Origin of the sequence: Paenibacillus sp. 102 (assembly GCF_039549175.1) — a bacterium.
GTDB lineage: Bacteria > Bacillota > Bacilli > Bacillales > Bacillaceae_G > Bacillus_A.
In genome coordinates this window covers 241,003-266,985 of the sequence record NZ_JBCGHT010000002.1, presented here as the reverse complement: position 1 = coordinate 266,985, position 25,983 = coordinate 241,003, and the positions used below count along the sequence as shown (strand labels likewise).

The 25,983-nt window shown below is 36.4% G+C and carries 28 protein-coding genes and 1 pseudogene; 28 read left to right on the top strand and 1 reads right to left on the bottom strand.

Annotated features, from left to right (window positions below; translation table 11 throughout):
• The first annotated feature begins 14 nt into the window (after positions 1 to 14).
• From der to AAIE21_RS07155, 28 genes and pseudogenes are all read left to right on the top strand, one after another.
• Positions 15 to 1,325 (top strand): ribosome biogenesis GTPase Der, encoded by a 1,311-nt coding sequence (der, locus tag AAIE21_RS07290; RefSeq protein ID WP_343266151.1) that lies wholly within the window; start codon positions 15 to 17, stop codon positions 1,323 to 1,325.
• A gap of 18 nt (positions 1,326 to 1,343) precedes the next feature.
• Complete coding sequence (locus AAIE21_RS07285; RefSeq protein WP_343266150.1) at positions 1,344 to 2,366, top strand: NAD(P)H-dependent glycerol-3-phosphate dehydrogenase; 1,023 nt, start codon at positions 1,344 to 1,346, stop codon at positions 2,364 to 2,366.
• A gap of 117 nt (positions 2,367 to 2,483) precedes the next feature.
• Complete coding sequence (locus tag AAIE21_RS07280) at positions 2,484 to 2,735, top strand: stage VI sporulation protein F (RefSeq protein ID WP_343266149.1); 252 nt, start codon at positions 2,484 to 2,486, stop codon at positions 2,733 to 2,735.
• Positions 2,736 to 3,031: 296 nt separating this feature from the next.
• Positions 3,032 to 3,235 carry a DUF2768 domain-containing protein gene (locus AAIE21_RS07275; RefSeq protein WP_343266148.1) on the top strand — a complete coding sequence of 68 codons (204 nt, stop codon included), beginning with the start codon at positions 3,032 to 3,034 and terminating at the stop codon, positions 3,233 to 3,235.
• 109 nt (positions 3,236 to 3,344) lie between these two features.
• The gene (locus AAIE21_RS07270; protein ID WP_343266471.1) at positions 3,345 to 4,055 is read left to right on the top strand and encodes a hypothetical protein; all 711 of its coding nucleotides are present in this window, start codon (positions 3,345 to 3,347) and stop codon (positions 4,053 to 4,055) included.
• 238 nt (positions 4,056 to 4,293) lie between these two features.
• The gene (gene spoIVA, locus AAIE21_RS07265) at positions 4,294 to 5,772 is read left to right on the top strand and encodes a stage IV sporulation protein A (protein WP_026591202.1); all 1,479 of its coding nucleotides are present in this window, start codon (positions 4,294 to 4,296) and stop codon (positions 5,770 to 5,772) included.
• A gap of 386 nt (positions 5,773 to 6,158) precedes the next feature.
• Positions 6,159 to 6,431 carry an HU family DNA-binding protein gene (locus tag AAIE21_RS07260; protein WP_001043860.1) on the top strand — a complete coding sequence of 91 codons (273 nt, stop codon included), beginning with the start codon at positions 6,159 to 6,161 and terminating at the stop codon, positions 6,429 to 6,431.
• A gap of 121 nt (positions 6,432 to 6,552) precedes the next feature.
• Positions 6,553 to 7,122: a GTP cyclohydrolase I FolE gene (gene folE / locus AAIE21_RS07255; protein WP_343266147.1), complete on the top strand. Its 570-nt coding sequence runs from the start codon at positions 6,553 to 6,555 to the stop codon at positions 7,120 to 7,122.
• Between the two features lie 689 nt (positions 7,123 to 7,811).
• A complete protein-coding gene (locus tag AAIE21_RS07250; protein WP_343266146.1) occupies positions 7,812 to 8,567 on the top strand; it encodes a heptaprenyl diphosphate synthase component 1 in 756 nt (251 codons plus the stop codon).
• Between the two features lie 30 nt (positions 8,568 to 8,597).
• On the top strand, positions 8,598 to 9,311 hold the full coding sequence (locus tag AAIE21_RS07245; protein WP_343266145.1) for a demethylmenaquinone methyltransferase: 714 nt from the start codon (positions 8,598 to 8,600) through the stop codon (positions 9,309 to 9,311).
• A gap of 31 nt (positions 9,312 to 9,342) precedes the next feature.
• Complete coding sequence (hepT, locus tag AAIE21_RS07240; RefSeq protein WP_343266144.1) at positions 9,343 to 10,305, top strand: heptaprenyl diphosphate synthase component II; 963 nt, start codon at positions 9,343 to 9,345, stop codon at positions 10,303 to 10,305.
• A 125-nt stretch (positions 10,306 to 10,430) separates the two neighbouring features.
• Positions 10,431 to 10,877, top strand: coding sequence for a nucleoside-diphosphate kinase (gene ndk / locus AAIE21_RS07235; RefSeq protein ID WP_343266143.1), 447 nt, complete (start codon positions 10,431 to 10,433; stop codon positions 10,875 to 10,877).
• A 487-nt stretch (positions 10,878 to 11,364) separates the two neighbouring features.
• The gene (gene aroC, locus AAIE21_RS07230; RefSeq protein ID WP_343266142.1) at positions 11,365 to 12,537 is read left to right on the top strand and encodes a chorismate synthase; all 1,173 of its coding nucleotides are present in this window, start codon (positions 11,365 to 11,367) and stop codon (positions 12,535 to 12,537) included.
• A complete protein-coding gene (gene aroB, locus AAIE21_RS07225; RefSeq protein WP_343266141.1) occupies positions 12,537 to 13,628 on the top strand; it encodes a 3-dehydroquinate synthase in 1,092 nt (363 codons plus the stop codon). Before aroC ends, aroB begins: the two co-directional genes overlap by 1 nt.
• On the top strand, positions 13,625 to 13,987 hold the full coding sequence (gene aroH / locus AAIE21_RS07220; protein WP_343266140.1) for a chorismate mutase: 363 nt from the start codon (positions 13,625 to 13,627) through the stop codon (positions 13,985 to 13,987). The genes aroB and aroH overlap by 4 nt, the downstream gene beginning before the upstream one ends.
• Positions 13,988 to 14,001: 14 nt before the next feature.
• The gene (gene hisC, locus AAIE21_RS07215) at positions 14,002 to 15,114 is read left to right on the top strand and encodes a histidinol-phosphate transaminase (RefSeq protein ID WP_343266139.1); all 1,113 of its coding nucleotides are present in this window, start codon (positions 14,002 to 14,004) and stop codon (positions 15,112 to 15,114) included.
• 241 nt (positions 15,115 to 15,355) lie between these two features.
• Positions 15,356 to 15,551, top strand: a pseudogene (locus AAIE21_RS07210) (3-phosphoshikimate 1-carboxyvinyltransferase); the annotation flags it as partial.
• A 122-nt stretch (positions 15,552 to 15,673) separates the two neighbouring features.
• Complete coding sequence (locus tag AAIE21_RS07205) at positions 15,674 to 16,936, top strand: tetratricopeptide repeat protein (RefSeq protein WP_343266138.1); 1,263 nt, start codon at positions 15,674 to 15,676, stop codon at positions 16,934 to 16,936.
• A gap of 76 nt (positions 16,937 to 17,012) precedes the next feature.
• Entirely contained in the window at positions 17,013 to 17,549 is a 537-nt protein-coding gene (locus AAIE21_RS07200) for a ReoY family proteolytic degradation factor (protein ID WP_343266137.1), read from the top strand.
• 164 nt (positions 17,550 to 17,713) lie between these two features.
• On the top strand, positions 17,714 to 18,175 hold the full coding sequence (locus AAIE21_RS07195) for a YpiF family protein (protein WP_343266470.1): 462 nt from the start codon (positions 17,714 to 17,716) through the stop codon (positions 18,173 to 18,175).
• A 137-nt stretch (positions 18,176 to 18,312) separates the two neighbouring features.
• Positions 18,313 to 18,825: a QcrA and Rieske domain-containing protein gene (locus AAIE21_RS07190; protein ID WP_343266136.1), complete on the top strand. Its 513-nt coding sequence runs from the start codon at positions 18,313 to 18,315 to the stop codon at positions 18,823 to 18,825.
• Positions 18,826 to 19,500 (top strand): menaquinol-cytochrome c reductase cytochrome b subunit, encoded by a 675-nt coding sequence (gene qcrB, locus AAIE21_RS07185; protein WP_000932700.1) that lies wholly within the window; start codon positions 18,826 to 18,828, stop codon positions 19,498 to 19,500.
• A gap of 53 nt (positions 19,501 to 19,553) precedes the next feature.
• On the top strand, positions 19,554 to 20,321 hold the full coding sequence (qcrC, locus tag AAIE21_RS07180) for a menaquinol-cytochrome c reductase cytochrome b/c subunit (protein WP_343266135.1): 768 nt from the start codon (positions 19,554 to 19,556) through the stop codon (positions 20,319 to 20,321).
• A 258-nt stretch (positions 20,322 to 20,579) separates the two neighbouring features.
• Positions 20,580 to 21,170, top strand: a complete 591-nt coding sequence (gene lhaT / locus AAIE21_RS07175; protein ID WP_343266134.1) for a lipoprotein heptaprenylglyceryl N-acetyltransferase LhaT — start codon at positions 20,580 to 20,582, stop codon at positions 21,168 to 21,170.
• Between the two features lie 27 nt (positions 21,171 to 21,197).
• Complete coding sequence (gene lit / locus AAIE21_RS07170) at positions 21,198 to 21,884, top strand: lipoprotein intramolecular transacylase Lit (RefSeq protein ID WP_343266133.1); 687 nt, start codon at positions 21,198 to 21,200, stop codon at positions 21,882 to 21,884.
• Between the two features lie 144 nt (positions 21,885 to 22,028).
• A complete protein-coding gene (gene ypjB, locus AAIE21_RS07165; RefSeq protein WP_343266132.1) occupies positions 22,029 to 22,817 on the top strand; it encodes a sporulation protein YpjB in 789 nt (262 codons plus the stop codon).
• Between the two features lie 104 nt (positions 22,818 to 22,921).
• The gene (locus AAIE21_RS07160; RefSeq protein ID WP_343266131.1) at positions 22,922 to 23,605 is read left to right on the top strand and encodes a zinc metallopeptidase; all 684 of its coding nucleotides are present in this window, start codon (positions 22,922 to 22,924) and stop codon (positions 23,603 to 23,605) included.
• A 447-nt stretch (positions 23,606 to 24,052) separates the two neighbouring features.
• Positions 24,053 to 24,691, top strand: a complete 639-nt coding sequence (locus tag AAIE21_RS07155) for a uracil-DNA glycosylase (protein ID WP_481858661.1) — start codon at positions 24,053 to 24,055, stop codon at positions 24,689 to 24,691.
• Positions 24,692 to 24,751: 60 nt separating this feature from the next.
• On the opposite strand, the gene AAIE21_RS07150 is transcribed toward AAIE21_RS07155, so the two are convergent.
• Complete coding sequence (locus tag AAIE21_RS07150) at positions 24,752 to 25,633, bottom strand: YitT family protein (RefSeq protein WP_343266129.1); 882 nt, start codon at positions 25,631 to 25,633, stop codon at positions 24,752 to 24,754.
• Positions 25,634 to 25,983: the final 350 nt, after the last annotated feature.

The following is a 25,983-nucleotide window of genomic DNA, read 5'->3' as shown; positions in this document are numbered from 1 at the left end:
AAGGATGAAATGATATGCCGAAACCAGTAGTGGCAATAGTAGGGCGCCCGAACGTAGGAAAATCTACTATTTTTAATAGAATTGTTGGAGAGAGAGTTTCGATTGTAGAAGATATCCCAGGTGTAACGCGAGATCGTATTTATAGCGCCGGTGAATGGTTAAACCATGAATTTAACATTATTGATACAGGTGGAATTGATATTGGAGACGAACCGTTTTTGACACAAATTCGTCAACAAGCAGAAGTTGCGATTGATGAAGCGGATGTTATCATTTTTATGACAAATGGCCGCGATGGTGTAACGGCAGCAGATGAAGAAGTTGCAAAAATTTTATACCGTTCTAAAAAGCCAGTTGTACTGGCAGTAAATAAAGTAGATAATCCAGAGATGCGTAATGATATTTATGATTTCTATGCATTAGGATTTGGTGAGCCATTCCCAATTTCAGGTACACATGGATTAGGTTTAGGAGATTTATTAGACGAGGCTGCAAAACATTTTCCGAAGATTGAAGAAGAGGCATACGATGACGAGACGATTCGTTTCTCATTAATTGGGCGTCCGAACGTAGGGAAATCATCACTTGTAAATGCATTGCTTGGTCAAGATCGTGTAATCGTAAGTAATGTCGCAGGAACAACACGTGATGCTGTCGATACACCATATAGTAAAGATGGTCAAGATTACGTTATTATTGATACAGCTGGTATGCGTAAAAAAGGAAAAGTATATGAGAGTACCGAAAAGTATAGTGTACTTCGTGCACTAAGAGCGATTGAACGCTCTGACGTTGTCTTAGTTGTTTTAGACGGTGAAGAAGGAATTATTGAGCAAGATAAAAAGATTGCTGGCTATGCACATGACTCAGGACGAGCTGTTATTATCGTTGTGAATAAATGGGATGCAGTTAAAAAAGATGAAAAGACAATGAAAGCATTTGAAGAAAATATTCGTGCGCATTTTCAATTTTTGGATTATGCACCGATTGTATTCTTATCTGCGAAAACGAAGAAACGTACACAGACATTATTACCGGTTATTAATGAAGTAAATGAAAGTCATAGCATCCGTGTACAAACGAATGTATTAAATGATGTAATTATGGATGCGGTGGCAATGAACCCAACACCAACACATAACGGTAGTCGTCTGAAAATCTTCTATGCAACACAAGTTGCGGTGAAACCACCTACATTTGTTGTATTTGTAAACGACCCAGAATTGATGCATTTTTCATACGAACGTTTCTTGAAAAATCGTTTGCGTGAGTCATTTGGCTTCGTAGGAACGCCAATTCGAATTATTTCTAGAGCAAGAGACTAATGGAGAGGATGTGATTTTATGAAAAAAATCACAGTAGTAGGAGCAGGTAGCTGGGGGACAGCGTTAGCGATGGTATTAGCTGACAATGGTCATGATGTACGCATTTGGGGAAATCGTCCTGAACTCATGGATGAAATGAATATGAAGCATGAGAACAGGCGATATCTTCCGGGGATTACATTGCCGAGCACAATCGTAGCCTACTCTTCTTTAGAAGAAGCGTTAGTAGATGTAGATACAGTACTTTTAGTGGTACCAACGAAAGCATACCGAGAAGTACTGCAGAATATGAAAAAAATTGTTTCAGGACCAATTACTTGGATTCATGCAAGTAAAGGAATCGAACCTGGTACTTCAAAGCGTATTTCAGAAATGATTGAAGAAGAAATTCCGGCACATCTTATACGTGATGTTGTTGTTTTATCAGGACCGAGTCATGCGGAAGAGGTAGGGCTACGACAAGCGACAACTGTTACAGCTGCGGCTAAACGTATGGAGGCAGCTGAAGAAGTGCAAGATTTATTTATGAATAGTTACTTCCGTGTATATACGAATCCTGATATCATCGGTGTGGAGCTTGGCGGTGCATTAAAAAATATTATTGCGCTAGCTGCTGGTATAACAGATGGACTTGGGTTAGGTGATAATGCAAAAGCAGCTCTTATGACGCGCGGTTTAACAGAGATTGCCCGTTTAGGAAGAAAGATGGGCGGTAATCCGTTAACATTTGCTGGCTTAACAGGAATGGGTGACTTAATTGTAACTTGTACAAGTGTTCATAGCCGAAATTGGCGTGCGGGAAATATGCTTGGAAAAGGACATTCTTTAGAAGAAGTACTAGATAGTATGGGAATGGTAGTTGAAGGTGTACGGACAACAAAAGCAGCATACGAAATGGCTGAGAAAATGGAAGTCGAAATGCCAATTACTTCAGCTTTATATGATGTATTATTCAATGGGAATAATGTGAAAGATGCAGTGGGCTCATTGATGGGGCGTGTTCGTAAACATGAAGTTGAAGCGATACCTGATTTATTATAAGTAAAAGCTGTATGCGTGCAAAAAAACACGTATACAGCTTTTTGTTTTTCTAGGTCTTTTCACCATTTATTTCTTTTTGCATACGATGGATTGTAACTTGAAGAGAGGGTGAAGAGAATGGATAATAACATTTTCAATAATATTGAGAAGGAAGCGAAAGTAAATAAAGACGATATTTTTAAATTAGCATCATCTGTACAAAATGCAAATTTACGCGATGAGAAAGTACTGCGTCAATTAATTCATCAGGTTGCAGTAATGGCAGGAAGAGAGGTGCCAAAAGAGCAAGAAGATCAAATTGTAAAAGCGATTATTAATAATAATATGCCGGCAGATTTTAGCTCGTTAAGTAAAATGTTTAAAAAATAAAGTATGGGAAACAAAGGATTCAAAGGTTGCATACGATAGCTATGAAGAAGTGGGATTGGAGCTGTTTGTGGGCATATTTGGTCAGCCGAAGCGAAGATGATACATTCGCTTCGGTTTTATTTTTGTTTCAATTTACTATTGGCTACGGGCAGAAAAAGGATCTGACAGCTTCTATGCACGGCTGGATGCTCTCTCTCGCCTTAAAAAGAATGGTCTTATATTATTTTTCTATTTGTTTAAAATTTTTAATTTGTTAAAATAGTATAAAAACAGATTGATAATTAAGGGGTGTGTCTATGTCTGAAGGACTTATAAAAATGTGGTTTTCTTTAGGGGCTATGGGATTTATGTTTATTGCGGTGATGTTTATTTTATTAAGTAGATATAAAATGAAGAATAAAATTTTGAAAGGGATTACAGCGGTTATTGCCTATACACTTATGATTGTATCTGGAATTGTTATTTTTCTTGTAGTGTTTAGTGGACCAGTTGAACAATAAGAATGAATAATCGCCACTCTTTGGTTTCGGGTAGATTGTGAGGAGATAGGTGGAGATGTGTAAACGAGCTTTAATGGATGTGAGTGAGAAAATAAAGGATGGATTGTCTGTGAAAAAAACCTATATTATTTTAATATTTTGTTGTATAAGCCTTTTATCAGGATGTATGTATCCTAGAGAAAATATGAAACAAAATGCTGTCCCTTATGAAGATCAACTGCAAGCTGTTCAAAAGGCAGTCAATACATATAAGGAACAAAATAGTGGTTTATTACCAATTAAAACGCGTGATATGAATACGCCGATTTATCAAAAATACCCCATTGATTTTCAAAAAATTGCACCACGTTATATACAAGAAGCGCCAGGAAATGCGTATGAAAGTGGTGGAGTGTATCAATATGTATTAGTAGATGTAGAAACCAATCCAACAGTAAAATTACTTGATGTCAGAATGGCGGAACAAATACGAGATGTCAAGTTGAAGTTGCAAATGTATCGAGATGACCATCAATATCCCCCTTTTAAAAAGGTTATTGCAGATGGTGTTTATGAACTGGATTTCAAAAAAATGGGATATAAAAATGTACCGCAAGTAACGAGTCCATATTCTGGAAAAGGGTTGCCGCTTGTAATCAATGAAAAAGGAGAGGTTTTTGTTGATTATCGAATGGATTTATATGAAATGTTACAAAAAAATGGAGAAAAAATGAAAGAGGGGGAAGATATTCGGAATATGCTTGTAAAAGATACACCATTTGTGCCCGCATACTCCTTACCGTATACAGTAAGAAACGGAGAACCAATTTTTTTTAAATGATAAGTCATGAACCTTTCTTTTAGCGAATAAGTTCTAGAAGAAAGGTTTTTTCATGTAATACAACTTATGATGAAAACAAAAAGTTTCTTTTTAAATAGTCATATGAATTTAGGACAAAATCATATGATATATTGTCTGCACTTCTAGAATATTTTATATGATAGGAAACATCAATGAAGGTTATTGTATGTGAATACAAACTTGTATTATTCCCAAAAATTTTGAGGGAGGGAATCACTTGGAAAAGGTTGATATTTTTAAAGATATTGCTGAGCGCACAGGCGGCGATATTTATTTAGGGGTTGTAGGAGCTGTTCGAACAGGGAAATCAACGTTTATTAAAAAATTTATGGAGCTTGTTGTTATTCCGAATATCGAAAATGATTCAGATCGCCAGAGAGCACAAGATGAATTACCTCAAAGTGCCGCTGGACGTACGATTATGACAACAGAACCGAAATTTGTTCCAAACCAAGCGGTTTCCATCCATGTTGATGACGGTCTTGAAGTGAATATTCGATTAGTAGATTGTGTAGGTTATACGGTTCCTGGAGCGAAAGGGTATGAAGATGAGAATGGCCCACGAATGATTAATACACCTTGGTATGAAGAGCCTATCCCGTTTCATGAGGCTGCTGAAATTGGAACGCGTAAAGTAATTCAAGAACATTCTACTATTGGGGTTGTCATTACAACTGATGGAACGATTGGAGAAATTCCAAGACGGGATTATATAGAAGCAGAAGAACGTGTTATCAATGAGTTAAAAGAAGTAGGTAAACCATTTATCATGATTATTAATACTGTACAGCCGTATCATCCAGATACAGAACAGTTACGTCAGAGTTTATCAGAGGAGCATGATATTCCTGTATTAGCAATGAGTGTGGAGAGTTTAAGAGAAACAGATGTTTACAATGTACTTCGCGAAGCTTTATTTGAATTCCCTGTTTTAGAAGTGAATGTGAATCTACCAAGCTGGGTCATGGTATTAAATGAAGGACATTGGTTACGTCAAAGTTATCAAGAAGCTGTTCAAGAGACGGTTAAAGATATAAAACGGCTCCGTGATGTAGACCGCGTTGTTTGGCAGTTTAGTCAATATGAGTTTATTGATCGGGCAAGTTTAGCGGGGATTGATATGGGGCAAGGGGTTGCTGAGATTGACTTATATGCACCTGATGAATTGTACGATCAAATATTAAAAGAAGTTGTAGGTGTAGAAATTAGAGGGAAAGATCATTTGTTAAAGTTGATGCTTGATTTATCTCATGCGAAAACGGAGTATGATCAGGTTTCAGATGCTTTAAGGATGGTCAAACAAACAGGGTATGGTGTGGCAGCACCTGCCTTAGCTGATATGAGTCTAGATGAGCCGGAAATTATTCGCCATGGATCGCGATTTGGTGTGAAATTAAAGGCCGTTGCACCATCTATTCATATGATTAAAGTCGATGTTGAATCTACTTTTGAGCCGATTATTGGTACTGAAAAGCAAAGTGAAGAGCTTGTCCGCTACTTAATGCAAGATTTTGAGGATGATCCGCTTTCTATATGGAATTCTGATATCTTTGGACGCTCGTTGAGTTCAATTGTTCGAGAAGGGATTCAAGCAAAATTGTCTTTAATGCCTGAAAATGCACGTTATAAATTAAAAGAAACGCTCGAAAGAATTATTAACGAAGGATCTGGCGGATTAATTGCCATTATTTTATAAACAAAAGCTCCCTGCTGGCAGGGGGCTTTTGTTTTTTTATCCCACTATTTGTGGATAGTGAGATTCAAAGAAAAGAAGGGAAGATAATAAGGTATAAACGCCCGGCTCGTGATGAGCGTTTCATTTTATCGGGGAGTAGGTAGAAAATAAATAGTCATTATCTAATACTTTGTAGTATATTGTCAAGTTTCATCGTTTTTTCACATTTTCGCAGTAACAATTTCTTTAAAAATATTGAATTATACAGGAGAATCGTATAATATAGGCGTTGATAATGATTTATCTACATCTTTGTAGTATAGAATTTGTAAAAATTGCCTACAAATGAAAGTAAGACTCATTTTATGATCATTATACAGTCTTATCTTTGGGAGGAGGTGAATGGCATGAACAAGACAGATTTAATCAATGCTGTTGCAGAAGCGAGTTCCCTTTCTAAAAAGGACGCAACAAAAGCAGTTGACGCTGTTTTTGATTCTATCTTAGAAGCTTTAAAACAAGGTGATAAAGTACAATTGATCGGATTCGGTAACTTCGAAGTTCGTGAGCGTGCGGCTCGTAAAGGACGTAACCCACAAACTGGTGAGGAAATTGAAATCGCTGCAAGTAAAGTACCTGCATTCAAACCTGGTAAAGCGTTAAAAGATGCGGTTAAATAATCCTTACATATTAACAGGGAAGAAGAGTTTCCTTTTTGGGAGCTCTTCTTTTTGCTTTTAAAATCATAAATATGCTAGAATGTGTTCGTATCACTTTTAGGTTTTTCGGGAGGGCTTGCGGATGGCAAAAGTTAACTTAGAACAAATTGAACAGGCGGTGCGCCTCATTTTAGAAGCGATTGGGGACGATCCTAATCGTGAGGGAGTACTAGATACACCAAAACGTGTTGCAAAGATGTATGCAGAAGTATTTTCAGGTATGCACGAAGATCCGAAGGAACATTTGCATAAAGTGTTTGGAGAAGATCACGAAGAACTTGTATTAGTGAAAGATATCCCGTTTTATTCGATGTGTGAGCATCATCTTGTTCCTTTTTATGGGGTTGCTCATGTTGCATATATTCCACGTGGTGGAAAAGTAACGGGTTTAAGTAAATTAGCTCGTACTGTAGATACAATTGCACGTCGTCCACAACTTCAAGAACGTATTACTTCAACAGTAGCTAATTCTATTATGGAAGTACTAGAGCCACATGGTGTGATGGTAGTTGTTGAAGCAGAGCATATGTGTATGACGATGCGCGGCGTGAAAAAGCCTGGTGCAAAAACGGTAACTACAGCAGTGCGCGGTGTACTAGAAAATGATGCAGCGGCACGTAGCGAAATTTTGTCTTTTATTAAGGCAAAGTAAAGGAAAGCGGGAAACTGCTTTTCTTTTTTATTTATATCATTTTAATAAGAGTTTCCTTTTGATTCTTTTATTTGTATGAAGTAATACCTGTACCGACAAATAAAAGAAATTGGACGGGAGATTATTGTCTGTAAAATCTAAATTCTTATAAAGAGTAGGTAGAAAGGGAAACTTCATTTTAATATATGTTTATGAAGGGGAGATATGGTCTGTGAACTCCCCCCAACTTAAACTCTAACGAATTTTGAAGTGGGGGCTTCTCAAGTTCCACGACGAAAGCAACCTTTCGTCTCCCTGAGTTTTACTAGATAGATCTCCAACGCTTGGATGTTCTTTTTTATGGTTGATATTTTAGGTAGGAACCGAACGGCTTGATTTTCGCACTTTGTTTTCTTCCTGCAACCTTATATATCAAGTTATCAAAGAAATTCATCTCCCACCTAGTATTGAGTTATTGCCCTGCACACGCTTGAGGAAGGAGAATTCTTTCGAATAGAGTGTTAAAAGGTTACATATATTTTTCTGGCTGCTCATAAACTTATAGGTGAGTGAATTTTTGGTTTTTATGTGTATTATGTGAATGGAAATCTAAATTGTAGTTTGTTTTGATTCCCCAAGTTTTGGTTATAGAAAATAGAATGTATGTGTTATAATAGGTTTTATGAATTAGAAAACAAGGGTGATTTTTTGTGTGTGACATCTACGGAGGGTATGCGGATATAAAGGAGCAGTTGCTAGCAAAACTGCGCCATCCTTATTTTATAAACTATATTGAAGAACCATTTATTGATGAAGAAAAAGTAGTGCTTTTATATGCTACTTTAAAAAGTGCAAATTTACATAAAGAACAAATTGATCACTATGTGGTAACGATTATGCTTGTGCAGATTGCTCTTGATACACATGAAAAAGTGTCAAACAAAGCAGATAAAGAAACGAGCGGATTTCATAAGCGTCGTCAACTCACAGTCCTTGCAGGTGATTATTATAGTGGTTTGTATTATTATTTACTTTCAATGAATTGTGATATTGTACTGATTCGTGCGCTGGCTGAAGGAATTAAAGAAATTAATGAACATAAAATTATGTTATATCAGAAGGCGTATCAAAGAGTTGATGAAGTTATTGAAAGTATGATGACAATTGAATCCGCACTTTTGCAGAAAACATGTGATCATTTTCATGTATCATATTGGAAGCCGTTTATAGCGTATGTATTAGGGAGAGATCGTCTGCAAAAAGAGTATCAATTGCATGCTGAAAGACAAAATGCACCTGTTTTTCAAGCGCTTCAAGCGACTCTATCAAATGGTGATGACAGAAACGTGGAAAACGTCTGTAAAGAGTGGTTAGAAGAAGTGGACAAACAAGAACGTGCATTTCTACAAAAGCATAAAGAAATTGGGGATGTAGTTTCTACTTTAAAAGGTAAATTGAAAACATAAGCAATTTTATATTGGAAGAAGGGTAAGAGCATGCAGCAATCAAAAGAAGAAAGAGTACATGATGTATTTGAGAAAATCTCTGATAAATACGATGTAATGAATTCGGTTATAAGTTTTCAAAGACATAAAGCATGGCGGAAAGAAACAATGCGAATTATGGATGTACAGCCTGGAAGTAAGGCGTTAGATGTGTGTTGTGGAACTGCTGATTGGACAATTGCACTTGCTGATGCTGTTGGAACGACTGGAAAAGTATATGGATTAGACTTTAGTGAAAATATGCTATCTGTCGGAAAAGAAAAAGTAAAAGCTTTAGGATTAAAGCATGTAGAACTTATGCATGGAAATGCGATGGAGCTGCCGTTTGAAGATAATACATTTGATTATGTAACAATCGGTTTTGGATTGCGTAACGTTCCAGATTATATGCACGTATTAAAAGAAATGGCGCGAGTAGTAAAACCAGGCGGAAAAGTTATTTGTTTAGAAACATCTCAACCAACGATGATCGGTTTTCGCCAGATGTATATTTTGTATTTCAAATACATTATGCCGCTGTTTGGCAAAATGTTTGCGAAAAGTTATAAGGAATACTCATGGCTTCAGGAGTCTGCTAGCGCATTCCCAGGGATGAAAGAATTAGCGAGTATGTTTGAGTCGGCCGGGCTTGAGCGTGTACAAGTAAAACCATTTACTTTTGGAGTAGCAGCTATGCATTTAGGGTTTAAACCCGAATCAAAATAGAAAAAAGACGTTTTAGGTTAAGGTGAACAATATGAAGTTACAACTTATGTACTCTTTTTTACGATCGGATATTGATGTAATAGAAAAAGAATTAAAAAAGGTTGTTACCTCAGAGCAACAACTAATAGAAGATGCTGCTCTGCAGCTTATTGAAGCTGGAGGTAAACGAATTCGCCCTGTATTTGTATTGCTTGCAGGGAAATTTGGAGACTACAAGTTAGATGCAATTAAACATGTTGCAGTTGCGCTAGAGCTCATCCATATGGCTTCTCTTGTTCATGATGATGTAATTGATGCAGCGCTCTTACGAAGAAGTAGTGCAACTGTAAATGCAAAATGGGGAGATCGTATTGCGATGTATACGGGAGATTATTTATTTGCAAAGTCTCTTGAGTGCATTACGAATTTAGAAGTTCCGGAAGCTCACCAGGCATTGTCGTATACAATTTTGGAAGTATGTAAAGGTGAAATCGAACAAATTAAGGATAAGTATGATTATAATCAAAATTTAAGAACATATTTACGACGAATTAAGAGGAAAACGGCATTGTTGATTGCGGCTAGTTGTCAGCTGGGAGCCATTGCTTCTGGTGCGAGCCGTGATACGGTAAATCGTTTGTTTTGGTATGGTTATTTTGTTGGGATGTCTTATCAAATTATTGATGATATTTTAGATTTCGTTTCAACAGAAGAAAAATTAGGAAAACCTGCTGGCGGAGATTTATTGCAAGGAAATGTCACACTTCCAGCTTTGTATGCAATGGAAGATCCAAAGCTTCGTGCAAAAATTGTATCTGTTCATGAAAATACAACTGCAAGTGAGATGAAAGAAATTATTCACGATATTAAGACAAGCCCAGCAATTGATCAGGCATTTGCATTTAGTGAACGTTATTTACATAAAGCATTAGAGGTAATAAAACCTTTGCCGCGTGGACAGGCAAAATATGCGTTGCAAAATGTTGCAAAGTATATTGGGAAACGAAAATTTTAATGCATTTCTTTTACAAATAAAATAATCTCTCTATTTCAAAACTATTGCACAATTGTGATAAGGGTGTTAATATGTGTGTGGGGATATACAATTACATACATAATTCAGAAGTGGAGAGATTTTTTATGGAAAAAACATTTCTAATGGTAAAACCAGACGGCGTACAACGTGCCTTCATTGGGGAAATTGTAGCTCGTTTTGAGAAAAAGGGCTTTCAATTAGTTGGTGCGAAATTAATGCAAGTGACTCCAGAAATTGCAGGAAAACATTACGCTGAGCACACAGAAAAACCTTTCTTTGGTGAATTAGTAGATTTCATTACATCTGGTCCTGTTTTTGCAATGGTATGGCAAGGTGAAGGTGTAGTAGATACTGCTCGTAATATGATGGGTAAAACAAGACCTCATGAAGCGGCACCAGGTACAATTCGTGGCGATTTTGGTGTAACAGTTGCGAAAAATATTATCCATGGTTCTGATTCTCTAGAAAGTGCAGAACGTGAGATTGGTATTTTCTTTAAAGAAGAAGAATTAGTAGACTACTCAAAATTAATGAATCAATGGATTTACTAATTATTTTAAAATAATTTGTAAACGCTTTAATTACTGTGGTAATAGTGAAAAGTGCAAGGAGAGTGTGAATACTCTTCTTGCACTTTTTTAGTTTCAGATAGTTACGAAGCAAAGCTTGGTATGATATATTGATACATAAAGTGAAACTTCTGTGAATGAAGAATAACAGTTGAGCAAGAATGATATAAAGCCCTTATTTTTAGAGGGAGAGAGAATCCGCCCGTGCATAGAAGCGGTCAGAGCCTTTTTTCACCCCATGTCAAGTGAAAACAAAGGGATAAAACGAGTGGGGATCTCCTTTTTATTTCATAGCCGTGACTTATATGCCGGCAAATCACCATGGATTTACATACAGACAAATTGAAAAACGATATAAAACCTTTCTTTTTAGGAGGGAGAGAGAATCGATCCATGCATAGAAGTGGTCAGAGCCTCTTCACTCCCATTAATGCGAGATAAAATAATTATACGAAAAGAGGAATAACCGATGCGATATATTACAGCTGGTGAATCTCATGGTCCACAACTTACAACAATTTTAGAAGGGATTCCGGCAGGTTTATCTCTAGTAGCGGATGATATAAATGAAGAGTTAGCGAGAAGACAAAAAGGATACGGCCGCGGCAGACGCATGCAAATTGAAAAAGATCAAGCGCAAATTGTCAGTGGTGTCAGGCATGGTCGTACGCTTGGTTCTCCAATTGCACTCGTTGTCGAAAATCGAGATTTTACTCATTGGAAAAAGATTATGGGCGTAGATCCTTTAACTGAACAAGAAGCAAAAGAAATGAAAAGGAAAATTACAAGACCAAGACCTGGTCATGCTGATTTAAATGGTGCAATTAAATATGGACACCGTGATATGAGAAATGTACTTGAACGTTCTTCAGCACGTGAAACAACAGTTCGAGTTGCAGCAGGCGCTGTTGCGAAAAAACTTTTAGCAGAGTTAGGTGTAAAGGTAGCAGGGCATGTAATTGAAATTGGTGGTGTACAGGCAGAAAAGCTTACATATGACTCAATAGAGCGACTACAAGAAATTACAGAAGCATCTCCTGTTCGTTGCTTAGACGAAGAAGCAGGAAAAAAAATGATGCAGGCAATTGATGATGCAAAAACAAGTGGGGATTCTATTGGTGGCATTGTAGAAGTGATTGTAGAAGGAATGCCAATTGGGGTAGGAAGTTATGTCCATTATGATCGAAAACTTGACGCGAAATTAGCAGCTGCAGTAATGAGCATTAATGCTTTTAAAGGTGTGGAAATTGGTATTGGATTTGAAGCAGCGCATAAGCCAGGGAGTCAAGTGCATGATGAAATTCTTTGGGATAAAGAAGATGGATATACAAGAAGAACAAATCATGCGGGTGGATTAGAAGGCGGTATGACAACAGGTATGCCGGTTGTCGTTCGAGGTGTCATGAAACCCATTCCAACCCTGTATAAACCTCTTCAAAGCGTTGATATTGATACGAAAGAATCTTTTTCAGCGAGCATTGAACGTTCTGATAGTTGTGCTGTGCCAGCAGCTAGCGTTGTGGCAGAAGCGGTTGTTGCATGGGAGTTAGCAGTATCTCTAGTAGAACAATTTGGAGCGGATCGTATGGATTGTATTCGTGAAAATATGAAGAAACATAATGAATATGCGAGGGGATTTTAATGGAGAAAATACATATTCAGACGCAGTCTAAAGAGTATGAAGTATATGTAGGAAAAGATGCGTTGTCACATTTGACAACGCTTGTTCGAAATATGAAACCAGCTGTTTCTAATGTAATGATCATTTCTGATGAATCGGTCGCATCATTCCATTTAGAAGAAGTTATGAATGCATTGCAAGTCGAAAAACATGTTTTCTCATTTGTTGTTCCAAGTGGAGAGAAAGAAAAATCATTTGAAAATTTTTATGCGGCTCATACGTCGGCGCTTGAAAATGGGGTGGATCGACATTCTTTAGTTATTGCACTTGGTGGAGGAATGGTCGGTGATTTAGCAGGTTTTGTTGCTGCGACATTTATGCGCGGTATTCGCTTCATTCAAGTTCCAACAACGTTACTGGCACATGATAGTGCAGTTGGCGGGAAAGTTGCCATTAATCACCCCTTAGGAAAGAATATGATTGGAGCATTTCATCAGCCAGAAGCAGTTCTATATCATACGCCATTTTTAAATTCATTGCCAGAAAAAGAATGGCGTTCCGGGTTTGCTGAAGTGATTAAACATGCTTTTATTGGTGATGTTGAATTATATCATTGGTTAAAACGAGAAGTGAAAACATTAGAAGATATACGGGATGAAAAATTAATTTATATATTACAGCGAGCAATTCCTGTGAAAGCAAATATTGTAGCGCAAGACGAAACTGAAAAAGGTGTACGTGCTCACTTGAATTTTGGACATACATTAGGACATGCTCTTGAAAAAGAGATGGGATATGGAAAAATTACACATGGTGATGGAGTAGCAATTGGTATGTTATTTGCTATATTCTTAAGTGAACAAATTTATAAAGTAGACCTTGGATATAAAAAAATGAAGCGTTGGTTTTCTCAGTATGGTTATCCGCATATGCCAAAGAATCTAAATACAGAACGTCTGGTACAAGTGATGAAGCAAGATAAAAAAGCGAATGCAGGAATAATTCGTATGGTGCTTATGCAGGAATATGGGGTAGTGAATGTCGTATCTATTTCAGATGAGACCGTTCACACTGCATTAGAAGCATTTCAAAGAGAGGAGGAATCTATTTGATCCGCGCAATTCGCGGTGCAATTACAGTCAAACATAATAAATCTGAAGCGATATTAATTGCAACAGAGCATTTAGTAAACGAAATCGTAAATGAAAATGAAGTTTGCCCTACTGATATCGTGTCTGTTTTAATTTCTACGACGGTGGACCTTAATGCTTGTTTTCCTGCAGCGGCATTAAGACGTTTAGAAGGATTTACATATGTACCGGTGATGTGCGTAAAAGAAATAGAAGTGTCGAATGCCCTGCAGAAATGTATTCGTGTAATGATAACGGTCATGACAAAAAAACTACAACATGAAGTAAAGCATGTGTATTTAGAGAAGGCAACTATACTTCGGCCTGATCTAGTAAAATGACAGGGGGAATAAAAATGAGAGTAAAAGAGCAATTATTAACTTTGAAAGCATATGTACCTGGCAGAAACATTGAAGAAGTAAAAAGAGAATATGGATTATCTAAAATTGTGAAATTAGCATCTAATGAAAATCCGTTTGGTTGTTCAAAACGGGTAACGGACGCTTTAGCTTCCTTAAGTACGCAATATGCTTTATATCCAGATGGAGCAGCGTTTGAACTTCGTGAAAAAGTAGCTGCGCACCTTCATGTGAAAGCAGAACAACTTTTGTTTGGTAGTGGATTAGATGAGGTCATTCAAATGATTAGCCGTGCTTTATTACATAAAGGTACAAATGTTGTAATGGCAAATCCAACATTTTCACAATACCACCACCATGCTGTGATTGAGGGAGCTGAGGTTCGTGAAGTGCCGCTTAAGGATGGCATTCATGACTTGGATGCGATGCTTGAGGAAATTGATGAGAAAACGCAAATTGTATGGATTTGTAATCCGAATAATCCAACAGGGACATATGTAGAAAAGAAAAAATTACTTTCATTTTTAGAGGCAGTTCCAAAAACGGTACTTGTTATTATGGATGAGGCATACTATGAATATGCAGGAGCGGAAGATTATCCACAAACATTGCCGCTTCTTGAAAAGTATGAAAATCTCATGGTGTTACGTACATTTTCAAAAGCATATGGTTTAGCTGCTTTTCGTATTGGTTATGCCGTAGGGAATGAAAAACTTATACAGCAATTAGAAGTAGCGAGATTACCATTTAATACGTCGGCTGTTGCGCAAGCTGTTGGTTTGGCAGCGATGGAAGATCAAGAATTTTTACAAGAATGTGTGAAGAAAAATGCTGAAGGATTAAATCAATATTATACGTTCTGTGAGGAGTACGATGTTTTTTACTATCCATCACAAACAAATTTCATCTTCTTAAATCTTGGGATTCCTGGTAATGAAGCATTTGAAAGATTAATGCAAAAAGGGTATATTGTCCGTTCAGGTGCAGCGTTTGGCTTGCCTGATGGTATTCGTATTACGGTTGGTTTAAAAGAAGAGAATGATGAGATTATTGAATTGCTTACGGAACTTGTGAAAGAGCAGGAAAAGAAAGAAGAAACATATTCTTAAGAAAAGTCGCGGCTCCTATTATAGGAGTCGTTTTCTTTTAGGTTATACATATTTGCACGATGAAGAAAGAAAGCGGTACAATAAAGATATACATACAAATTGAAAAGCTGAGATAAAATATTTCTTTTTTAGAAGGGAGAGAGGATTCGGCAGTGCATAGAAGCGGTCAGTGTCTTTTTCAGCCTCATGCCAAGTGAAAACAAAGAGAGAAAATGAGTGAGAATCTTCTATTGTTTTCATAGCAGCGCCGGATGGTATGATCATTAATGGAAACCAGGAGTTACAAGGGAGTATTGTTAATAGTCATGGAGACCATCATCGCATTGGCATGATGATTGCAATTGCGTCGTATAACAGAAAGAGAAGTGCAAATTAAAAATGGTGATGCAGTCGCTGTATCCTATCCGAATTTTTTTGAGCAGTTAGAATCTCTGTGAAGCAAAAGAATCTTTTCAGTTTGGAAAGATTCTTTTCTGCATCCTTTTAGTTGCTTACATGACGACTGTTGTTTATGATTAATGAACAGAAGAGAATATTATAAGAGTTAAAGGAGACATTTATGCAAAAGTTTGAACAAGCTGTTTCTTACATTGAAAACGGCGAAGCAGAAAAAGGGTTAGAACAATTAAAAGAATTGGTAAAACAAGGGACGGACGAAGAGAAATATGATATTGCTCGTTACTACCATACACTTGGGTTTATTGATGAAGCGTTAGCGATTACAGAAGATTTACGTTTGTTATATCCCGAAGAAAGCGAGTTTACAATCTTTTTAGCAGAATTATATATTGATTTAGATAAAGAAGATGAGGCAATCGAAGTGCTCCATGATATTCCTGAAGATGATGAACTGTATGTTCAATCTTTACTACTTGTTGCGGATTTATTTCAAATGCAGGGCTTCGATGATGTTGCAGAACAAAAACTATTAAAAGCAAAAGAAATGATGCCAGAAGAGCCTGTTATTACTTTTGGACTGGCAGAACTTTATAGTAGTAAAGGTGAAGAGAAAAAAGCGATTGCTTATTATCAGTCATTACTCTCTGATCACAAAGTAATGGGAGGTGTTGTGATTGCTCTTCGCCTAGCTGAAACGCTAAGCGCAATTGGAAACTGGGAAGAAGCAATTACGTATTATGAAGAAGGATTAGAAGAACAGAAAGATATTCATTCTTTATTTGGCTATGCATTTACACTTTATCAAGGTGAAGAGTATCAAAGATCGATTGGGGCTTGGCAAGAATTAAAAGAATTAGACCCAGAATATGCATCATTATATATGTATTTAGCTAAATGCTATGAAAAAGAAGGAATGCTTCAAGAAAGCTATGAAACACTTCATGAAGGCGTTAAAGTTGATGAGTTATCCGTGCCACTTTATGTAGAACTTGCAAATATTGCAGCGAAGATAGGGAAATTAGCAGAAGCTGAAGAATTGCTTCAAAAAGCATTACAGCTTGATCCAGGACATTTAGGTGCAATATTAAAATATGCATATATCTTAAAGGAACAAGAAAAATATGAAGAGTTAATCGCTGTTGTAGAAAATGCAATGGACAGTGGAGAGCAAGATACACAATTACTTTGGGATTTGGCATTTGCTAAAAAACAATTAGAAATGTATTCTGATGCATTAAAACACTATGAGAGTGCATATACTTCTTTTAAGAATCATCCAGATTTCTTGGAAGAGTACGGTTATTTCTTAGTAGAAGAAGGGCTACGAAAAGAAGCGAAAGAAGTATTTACACGCTTATTACAATTGGACCCGACACAAATTCACATCGAAGAATTGCTATATAATTTAGAGGATTTTTCATAAGTTGGAAGGAAAGTGAATGCTGCTTCTTGAATTTAAAAAATAAGAAAAAAGAAAGACAGAGGAGGGACTAAGCGCTATGAATACCCCTGTTTCTGTAAACGAGAAGAAGGATTTCGTAAAATGGTTTTTAAACAATTATCAACTGAAACAGCGTGAATGTGTATGGATTTTAAATTATTTAATGAGTCATGATCAATTAATGCACAAAGTCCACTTCGTAGAACATGCAAAATATTGCCCTCGTGGCTTAGTGATGTCAGCAAATTGTGTGAAAGATACACCGTTTCACTTCTTTAAACAAAATGTTATGACGACGGATGCAGAAAAATCGTTTCATGACATTCGTTTAAATCGAGATGAGGATATTTATATTCAACTTAATTTTAAATCATCGTTTCAAAATGCAAATTATGTAGCAGTATTAGAAGAAAATCCATACTTACCAAAGCATATTGAAGTAAATGAAAAAGATCGTTTACTTGCAGAACGATTTTTAGAAGAGAGTGTATTTTCATTTCGAAGGGATCGACTTTTAAAACAAATTGATGAAGCGCTGGACAATCAGGATAAGGAAGCTTTTTGTAAGTTAACAAAGGAATTGAAAAGCATGTAAGGAATAGTCATTTTGTTTAATTTTGACAAATTTCCGACGATTCGAAGAAAAACTACCTATATTAGGTAGTTTTTCTTTTTTTACCTGTTTTAGTATGGTTTAATAGATATAAAGTGAAAGTTCTGTCATTTAGAATGAAATACTAGGTAAAGGGGGGAATTATGATGAAATGGGTTGCAAAAGATGCGGAGCAATTTGAACAAGCTAGAGAGTATGTGGATACTGGTATTATACCCCTTCTTTCTATTGCAGTAACAAAAGAAATGAAGAGTATTGTAACACAAGGGGAATTTATTGAAACTTTAAGTGTGGAGTTAGAAAGAGAATATAAAGGAAGGGTGTTTTTACTACCTCCGTTTACTTATTTAGTTGAACAGCAAAAGCAGGAGCAAGGGCGTTTGCAAGATTGGACAAGTCACTTACAAGAGCAAGGATTGAAACATATTGCTTATGTTACAAGTGACTTTGCATGGAAAGAGGCTGAAACTGCGTTGTCAGGTCATTTGTTTTGGTTACCCGCTCTATCACTAGAAGAATTTAGCGATCAAGCGAAAAGAGAAGTAATTCATGCGCATGTAAAAAATATAATGGCTTTATTGACAGAAAAGTGGGAAAATAAAAAATAGGCAGATAGTTCTTATGATTATGAGTAGTATGATATTGACCTGCGCATGTGGGTATTATATCATGATAGTGTCCTAGTTTTTATTTTTATACTGTTTTGTCACGAGGGGACAATTTCTGATAGAGGGGGGAAATTTTCGTGAGCGAGAAAGAACATCGTGTGTCAAGAAGACAATTTTTGAACTACACACTTACAGGTGTAGGAGGTTTTATGGCAGCTGGAATTTTAATGCCGATGACGCGTTTTGCGCTTGATCCAGTTTTAAAGAAAGAAGCAGGGGGAGATATGGTTGCTGTTGCACAAGTAAAAGAGGTTTCAGCAGAACCAAAACGCTTCGACTTTAAAGTGAAACAAGTTGATGGTTGGTATAAGTCAGAAGAACCAAAATCAGCGTGGGTATATAAAAATGAAAGCGGCGACATTGTAGCGTTATCTCCGGTATGTAAACATTTAGGCTGTACGGTAAACTGGAATTCGGACAAGAGTCATCCAAATCAATTCTTTTGTCCTTGTCACGCGGGGCGTTATACGAAAGATGGTAATAATGTGAAGGGAACTCCACCGCTAGCACCGCTTGATTTGTATGAAGCAAAAGTAAAGGATGGAACGCTTTATCTAGGTAAAGCAAAGCCACAAGGGGGTGCGAAATAGATGCTAAATAAAATTTATGATTGGGTGGACGAAAGGCTGGATATTACACCAATATGGCGCGATATTGCAGACCATGAAGTGCCAGAGCATGTAAACCCAGCGCATCACTTTTCAGCATTTGTCTATTGCTTTGGAGGGCTAACATTCTTCGTCACTGTGATTCAAATTTTGTCAGGTATGTTTTTAACAATGTATTATGTACCGGATATTAAAAACGCTTGGGAATCGGTTTATTATTTACAAAATGAAGTTGCGTATGGGCAAATTGTTCGTGGCATGCATCATTGGGGTGCTAGTCTCGTAATTGTAATGATGTTTTTACATACACTTAGGGTTTTCTTCCAAGGTGCATATAAGAAACCTCGTGAATTAAATTGGATTGTCGGTGTTCTTATTTTCTTTGTTATGCTAGGTCTTGGTTTTACCGGATATTTATTACCATGGGATATGAAAGCATTATTTGCAACAAAAGTAGGGATTCAAATCGCGGAGCAAACACCGCTTATCGGCCCTTATATTAAAACATTACTTGCTGGTCATTCCGAAATTGTCGGGGCTCAAACATTAACTCGCTTCTTTGCTATTCACGTCTTCTTCTTACCAGCAGCACTTCTAGGCTTAATGGCCTTCCACTTCATCATGATTCGCAAACAAGGTATTTCTGGTCCGCTATAAGAGATTGCTAATTTGAAAGAATAGGAGAAAAACTGAATTGAAGGAGGGAGATTATGCATCGCGGCAAAGGGATGAAGTTTGTGGGAGATTCACGAGTACCTGTTGCACGTAAACCGAATATCCCGAAAGATTATTCTGAATATCCAGGGAAAACAGAAGCTTTTTGGCCGAACTTCTTATTGAAAGAATGGATGGTTGGTGCGGTTTTTTTAATCGGTTATTTATGTTTAACGGTGGCGCATCCGTCACCACTTGAGAGAATGGCAGATCCTACAGATGCAGGATATATACCACTTCCAGACTGGTACTTCTTATTTTTATATCAATTGTTAAAATACTCATATGCATCTGGTCCGTTTACTGTAATTGGCGCGTTTATTATGCCAGGGATTGCATTTGGAGCATTGTTATTGGCTCCATTTCTCGATCGAGGTCCTGAAAGACGTCCATTGAAACGTCCAGTTGCAACTGGATTTATGCTTCTAGCAATTGCTTCTATCATCTTTTTAACATGGGAATCTGTGGTACATCACGACTGGGAAGCTGCGAAAAAACAAGGTGCTATTGTTAAAACGGTTCAAGTTGATAAAAATGATGAAGGTTATAAGCTTGTGCAAAAAAATACGTGTTTAACATGTCACGGTGATAATTTCCAAGGTGGTGCAGCAGCACCAGCACTGCAAAACTTAACTCTAAAACCAGAGGAAATTGCGAAGATTGCGAAAGATGGAAAAGGAGCAATGCCTAAAGGGATATTTAAAGGTACCGATGAAGAACTGAAAAAACTTTCAGAGTTCATTGCGAAATACAATAAAAAATAAGAGAGAGCTGACTGCAATTTTGTAGTCAGCTTTTCTATTTGGAGGAAGAAGTTTGTTATAATATATAAGTACATTTTGTTTTTTACATATAAGTGGCTACTAGGAAGAACGAAAGGTGACCGCTCCTATCCATGAGCGGATGCTCTCTCCTAGCCAAAAAGAGAGGGTTTATATTAGTTTTTTAATTTGTATTTATATAGAATGGGTATTTTGATGTAATAAAGAACTACTATATTTGAAAGGTGTTGTACATATAGATTGGCTTATTTGTATGCTTTATTAAGACAGCGTTCAGTTTTATTATTTTTACTCATCATGAACATTTTAGGAACAATATATGGTTTTATTTGGTATGGAGATCAACTTGTGGAAACTTCAGTAATATTTTGGCCATTTGTTCCTGATAGTCCCATTGCAAGTTTCTTTTTTGTTTTTGTACTACTGGCCTTTTTGTGCAATAAAAATTTTGGGCTAATAGAAGCTTTAGCAATTGTTTCCTTAATGAAATATGGTATATGGGCTGTTATTGTAAATGGGATTATGTTTATGGTTAAGGGGGATCTTGGGTTTATGAGTTATATGTTGGTGCTTTCTCATTTTGCAATGGCCGTGCAAGGTTTATTGTATGCCCCTTTTTACCGTATAAAAAAGTGGCATTATATTGTAGTGGCCATATGGACGTTACACAATGATGTTGTTGATTATTTATTTTGGCAAATGCCAAGATATGGTATCATGCATTTATTTGTAGAACAAATCGGTTATTTTACATTTTGGCTAAGTGTCGCTGTACTAGCTATTACGTATTATTATTGTTTGAGTAAGAATCGAAAGCAATTTTCGTTATAAAATTAAATGAAGAATTGGGGAAAGTAAATGAATGAAAATAAGATTGGTGTAAGAGTATTAGATCGCTTGATCACTGTTATTGTCTCATACTGTATAGCATTTTTTATTTTTGCTATTGCAACTACAATTGTTGTATATGGAAAATGGCTATACTATGCAGATATACATTTTTTAAATATACCAGATTTAGCGAATATGACAGAATCAGAAATTAAGAAGAACTATGATGTTCTAATTACATACCTTTCTCCTTTTTATCAGGGATCATTACAGTTTCCAACATTGGATATGTCAACAAACGGAAGAATTCATTTTGTTGATGTGAAAAATATTTTAGTGAACATTCAATACGGAATGTGTATGGCGCTCGGGATTGCTTTGTTGGGCGGGTGGTATTTATTACGTAAACGAAAGGTGAAGTTTTTGTTGCATGGTGCAATTTTGACCATTATATTCCCGATTGTGCTTACTTTACCTATTATAATTAATTTTGAAAAGAGTTTTGTTCTATTTCATAAACTTCTTTTTAGCAATGATTATTGGCAATTTGATAGTGAAAAAGATCCTGTTATTCTCATGTTACCAGAACAATTTTTCATGCATGCAGCATGTGTAATTTTGTTATTCATTTTACTTGGTAGTGCGATTTGTTATTTTATGTATCGCTATTTACGCAAAAAGAGAAGAGCTTCCATGAACAATCTTAGTTCATAAAGAGAAACTTTAATTAGTGGGGAATCTTCATCCCTATTAATTATGAGCCCTCATCGATTGGGATAAAATATTTTTCAGTTTCGTTCTGTTCTATTCTTGTCCACTTTAACATATTTTGTACTAGTAGTTATAGGGGGGACCGGAATGAAGAGAGTCTTAATTGGAATGATAGCATTTCTGATTATATTGTTTCCAGTACGTATATATGCTGAAAAACTGGATGAGTTAACAGGGCTATTAGATGATTCCTTGCAGCTTGTAAAACAAGAAAAATATGACAAAGCAACGCAAGTATTACAACATTTTTCGGAACAATTTGTATTGCGAGAGAATGAAAAGGAACATAAACTTATACCTATGCATTTCCGAGTAATTTCTTTAGCGTATGACAGAGCACAACAGTCACTTGGGGAAGAAAATGTAGATAGGCAAATAAAAATAGACGATGTAATGGCATTACACCTGGCGGTAGATGCAGAGGTGTCTAAGCATCAACCGCTTTGGGTAGAGCGAGAAGGTCGTGTTATGGGGGCTTTTGCTAAAGTTGAAAAGGCACTTCAGATAGAAGATGATGAACGCTTCCAACAATCGCTAAATACATTTTTACATGAATTTAATGTGATTTATCCGAGTTTAATGATTGCGTTGCCAGAAAATCAATCACAGCGTGTAAATGCGCATTTATCGTATTTGGACGAATTTCGTAATGTTATGTTGAAAAATAAAAGTGGACAAACGCAATTGGGGATTATAAAAGGAGATTTACAAAAAATATTTCAAACAGCAAAAAAAGATGAAGTGGACTCTTCTCTCATATGGTTTATGACAATTACAGGTGGGCTTATTTTGTTCACATTAACATACGTCGGTTGGAGAAAATATAAGGGAGAGAAAGCAAAACGTACTAGCGGAATACATTCTAAAAACCGATAAGTTTACTAATATAGACAAGGATTGTAAGGTTTCTTTATTGACAATATATAAAGAAAAAAATAGAATGGATAGTACTACAATTAAGACTTCAATGGAGGTTCATGATGGCTTTTTATTTAGTTTATTTCGCAATCATTATGATCATACCGTTGTATGCACAGTCAAAAGTACGCAGTGCTTATAGTAAGTATTCACAAGTGTATTCAACATCGGGTATGACAGGAGCGGAAGTAGCTCGCAAAATTTTAGATGAAAATGGCTTGTATAACATAGCTGTAGAAGAAACGCCAGGGCATTTATCAGATCACTATGATCCAACTGCTAAAACGGTGCGCTTGTCAACTGATAATTATTATGGTCATTCAGTTGCTGGAACAGCTGTAGCAGCCCATGAAGTAGGGCATGCAATTCAAGATGCGAAAGATTATAAGTTTATGCGTATTCGTCATTCATTAGTGCCTGTTGCGAGTTTTGGATCTAATATGTCATGGGTGTTCATAATGATTGGTATATTTGCAACGATGACAAAGCTATTACTATTAGGAATTATTTTAATGGCTGCAGGTGTCGTTTTCCAACTTGTTACATTACCGGTTGAGTTTGATGCTTCAAAACGCGCGATGCAGCAAATTGAAGCGCTTGGAATTGTATCAACAGATGAATATGGGCAAGCTCGTAAAGTATTAAACGCAGCAGCGTTAACATATGTGGCAGCAGCAGCTGTTGCGGTATTTGAATTGCTTCGTTTAGTATTAGTTTATACAGGTATGCAACGTAGCGATGACTAAAGAAAGAACCCGTACTCTAAAAGAGTACGGGTTCTATTATGTTTGAGTTTCTGGGTTATCTTAGTAATCCAAACTTAACTGTCTGACCTTTGGCAGTATCTTGTAACTCATATCAACCAACTGTTGGACCGAATTCTAATGTGAATTTTTTGTAGAGATTAAATTCATCTTTACGGAATAAGAATACGGAAATCTTTTCCCTTTTTTCACCAGGGTTAATTTCATTTGGTTCTTTTGTTTCCCTAATTTTATTCATCCTTTATATGTTTTGTATTTATAAACCGTGTAATATTATGCATTTATTACTAAAAAATCGCAATTTTTCTTTTGAAACGATTGGTTGAGGGCGGTATTTATAAGTGTAAATGGATAAAGAAAAAGTGATTGTAATGAATGGCAGGAAGGAAGTTATAATAAGCATAAGTAGACTAATGACGAGTGAAGGTGATGAAATTGAAATATCCAGATTCATTAGTGGAACATGTGAAAGAGCGTAGTGTTAATTATGCATTAGAGGGGTTTTTATATGGGAAAGGTCCCAAAAAACCGAAACTAATGCTTGTTGGAGAAGCACCTGGAGAAACTGAAATTCATAATGGCATTCCTTTTAGCGGGAGAGCAGGGAAGCAGTTAATGGGATTTTTGGAACGGATCGGTCTTACAAGAGAAGAAGTCTATATTACGAGTGCTGTTCGGAGCCGTCCTTATAAATGGAGAGAGAAAAGAGAGAGGAACGGACAAGTTGTTCAGAAGAAATATAACCGAACACCAAATCAAGGAGAAATCCTTGTGCATGCTCCTCTTTTAGATTATGAACTGGAACAGATACAGGTACCGGTTATTGTAACTCTTGGAAATATCGCATTAAAACGTTTGGCAGGAAATGATAAAAAGATTACGGATGTTCACGGACAATTATTAAAGCAACCGGTACGGAAATTGAAAAATAATCAAAGTACAGATTTTATATGGACTGAGAAAAGGTATAATATTTTTCCAACATTTCATCCGGCTTCTATTTTTTATAATAGGAGCTTGTTAGATTTAATTTATGAGGATCTAGAAAAGTTGAGGAAGTACATCTAAAATAAGAAAGCTATCGGATTCGATAGCTTTCTTATTTATATGTTTAGAAAGGTTACAGGTTTAATCATGTAATGGTTTTTTATTCTCATCTAACGTAAATCCTTCGCCAACGACATCGTGGACATCACTTACTGCAACAAATGCATGGGGATCTACAGAAGTAATAATGTTTTTTAGTTTTACGATTTCATTTTTTGCTACAACACAATAAAGTACATTTCGTTCAATTTTTGTATAGGAACCAACTGCTTTTAAAAAGGTAGCCCCGCGCTCCATTTCGGACAAAATTTTGGCTGCAATTTCGTCATTCTTGTCTGAAATAATGGTTGCGCCTTTTGCTGCATATGCGCCCTCTTGCATAAAGTCAATTACTTTGGCGCCAATAAAAACCGCAACTAACGTATACATACCTTCGCGATACGATAAGTATGTAAGAATGGAAACGACAATGACAATAGCATCAAACATAAACATTGTTTTTCCCATACTCCAGCCAATATACTTATGTGCTAATCGTGCGATAATATCGACACCACCAGTTGTTCCACCGTATTTGAATATAATTCCGAGCCCAATCCCAATAAATGCTCCGGCAAACAACGCTGCTAATGTCATATCGTTTTGTAAGTTCAAATGTAGATTTAGTGATTCGTAACGCTGGAAAATCCATAGAAATAGGGAGACGCTAAACGTTCCAATTAATGTGTACAGGAAAGTTGTTCGACCAAGTAACTTCCAACCGACGAAAAAGAGAGGGATATTTAAGATTAAGTTTGTATAAGAAGGGTCGAGTGAAAATAGAAAATATAATAAGAGTGTAATGCCTGTAAATCCACCTTCTGCTAAGTGATTTTCAATATTAATATTAACGATACCAAAAGAGAAGATAGCAGAACCAATCAAAATAAATATAATGTTTTGGATCTTTAAGTTGGTTTTCATGTAGTGAGCCCCCTAATATGTAATTGTTACTTTGCTCCGCTGAAATGGCTTATGCTGAAGACATACAATAAGGATAGTAAGTGACTTGTGTAGTTATAATGGGTGATAGAAAGAAATTCTCACTTTCCCCTGCACAAATGATTGGTAGGAAGCGAATGCAGGAAGAAAAGGCCAACTAGCCATAAGAGCCCGATTGGTCAGGACTAATCTTTTGCCAAAAAACATCGTAAAAAAAGTTTCACTTTATTATAGTCTATCCCAAAAAACGTGGCAAATAGGGATGAAAGTGGAATAATATTTGTCAAATCGCGATGAATTGGCTAACATGAAAGAGGAAGGATTAGAGGTGA

Excerpts from the sequence above, each read along its gene's own strand:
- der (WP_343266151.1), top strand. The coding sequence starts at position 15 with ATGCCGAAACCAGTAGTGGCAATAGTAGGGCGCCCGAACGTAGGAAAA.
- folE (WP_343266147.1), top strand. The coding sequence starts at position 6,553 with ATGGCAAAAGTTAACTTAGAACAAATTGAACAGGCGGTGCGCCTCATT.
- AAIE21_RS07245 (WP_343266145.1), top strand. The coding sequence starts at position 8,598 with ATGCAGCAATCAAAAGAAGAAAGAGTACATGATGTATTTGAGAAAATC.
- AAIE21_RS07200 (WP_343266137.1), top strand. The coding sequence starts at position 17,013 with ATGAATACCCCTGTTTCTGTAAACGAGAAGAAGGATTTCGTAAAATGG.
- hisC (WP_343266139.1), top strand. The coding sequence starts at position 14,002 with ATGAGAGTAAAAGAGCAATTATTAACTTTGAAAGCATATGTACCTGGC.
- qcrC (WP_343266135.1), top strand. The coding sequence starts at position 19,554 with ATGCATCGCGGCAAAGGGATGAAGTTTGTGGGAGATTCACGAGTACCT.
- ypjB (WP_343266132.1), top strand. The coding sequence starts at position 22,029 with ATGAAGAGAGTCTTAATTGGAATGATAGCATTTCTGATTATATTGTTT.
- AAIE21_RS07150 (WP_343266129.1), bottom strand. The coding sequence starts at position 25,633 with ATGAAAACCAACTTAAAGATCCAAAACATTATATTTATTTTGATTGGT.
- AAIE21_RS07275 (WP_343266148.1), top strand. The coding sequence starts at position 3,032 with ATGTCTGAAGGACTTATAAAAATGTGGTTTTCTTTAGGGGCTATGGGA.
- aroB (WP_343266141.1), top strand. The coding sequence starts at position 12,537 with ATGGAGAAAATACATATTCAGACGCAGTCTAAAGAGTATGAAGTATAT.
- qcrB (WP_000932700.1), top strand. The coding sequence starts at position 18,826 with ATGCTAAATAAAATTTATGATTGGGTGGACGAAAGGCTGGATATTACA.
- aroC (WP_343266142.1), top strand. The coding sequence starts at position 11,365 with ATGCGATATATTACAGCTGGTGAATCTCATGGTCCACAACTTACAACA.
- AAIE21_RS07205 (WP_343266138.1), top strand. The coding sequence starts at position 15,674 with ATGCAAAAGTTTGAACAAGCTGTTTCTTACATTGAAAACGGCGAAGCA.
- lit (WP_343266133.1), top strand. The coding sequence starts at position 21,198 with ATGAATGAAAATAAGATTGGTGTAAGAGTATTAGATCGCTTGATCACT.
- AAIE21_RS07195 (WP_343266470.1), top strand. The coding sequence starts at position 17,714 with ATGAAATGGGTTGCAAAAGATGCGGAGCAATTTGAACAAGCTAGAGAG.
- AAIE21_RS07260 (WP_001043860.1), top strand. The coding sequence starts at position 6,159 with ATGAACAAGACAGATTTAATCAATGCTGTTGCAGAAGCGAGTTCCCTT.
- AAIE21_RS07160 (WP_343266131.1), top strand. The coding sequence starts at position 22,922 with ATGGCTTTTTATTTAGTTTATTTCGCAATCATTATGATCATACCGTTG.
- ndk (WP_343266143.1), top strand. The coding sequence starts at position 10,431 with ATGGAAAAAACATTTCTAATGGTAAAACCAGACGGCGTACAACGTGCC.
- AAIE21_RS07155 (WP_481858661.1), top strand. The coding sequence starts at position 24,053 with ATGAAATTGAAATATCCAGATTCATTAGTGGAACATGTGAAAGAGCGT.
- AAIE21_RS07280 (WP_343266149.1), top strand. The coding sequence starts at position 2,484 with ATGGATAATAACATTTTCAATAATATTGAGAAGGAAGCGAAAGTAAAT.
- AAIE21_RS07285 (WP_343266150.1), top strand. The coding sequence starts at position 1,344 with ATGAAAAAAATCACAGTAGTAGGAGCAGGTAGCTGGGGGACAGCGTTA.
- hepT (WP_343266144.1), top strand. The coding sequence starts at position 9,343 with ATGAAGTTACAACTTATGTACTCTTTTTTACGATCGGATATTGATGTA.